The sequence below is a fragment of the Paraburkholderia sp. SIMBA_053 genome (assembly GCF_046534895.1).
GTDB classification, from domain to species: Bacteria; Pseudomonadota; Gammaproteobacteria; order Burkholderiales; family Burkholderiaceae; genus Paraburkholderia; species Paraburkholderia caledonica.
This window is the reverse complement of record NZ_JAWRXU010001952.1, coordinates 1-228: the sequence shown is the minus strand read 5'-3', so window position 1 is coordinate 228 and position 228 is coordinate 1. Positions and strand designations below refer to the sequence as shown.

The following is a 228-nucleotide window of genomic DNA, read 5'->3' as shown; positions in this document are numbered from 1 at the left end:
AGCCCCGACTGCGCCGCCACTACGGCCTCCAACAACTCATCGGTGTGCAGGGCGCCCTTCATGATCGCCGCCGCCTCGCCCCGCGCGGCCAGTTCGCACCCCCGCGTCGCGGCCTGGTGACTGTGCTCGACGTCGAGGACCTCCAACCCGGCCAGATCGAGGCCGGCGCCCTCGGCGGCCGACCGGATCCGGGCGATGGGTCCGATCAATATAGGCTCGATCAGGTTG

Annotated in this window: 1 pseudogene; it reads right to left on the bottom strand. The window is 70.6% G+C overall.

The window, feature by feature from the left end:
- Positions 1-228, bottom strand: a pseudogene (locus tag SB753_RS42360) (enoyl-CoA hydratase); the annotation flags it as partial.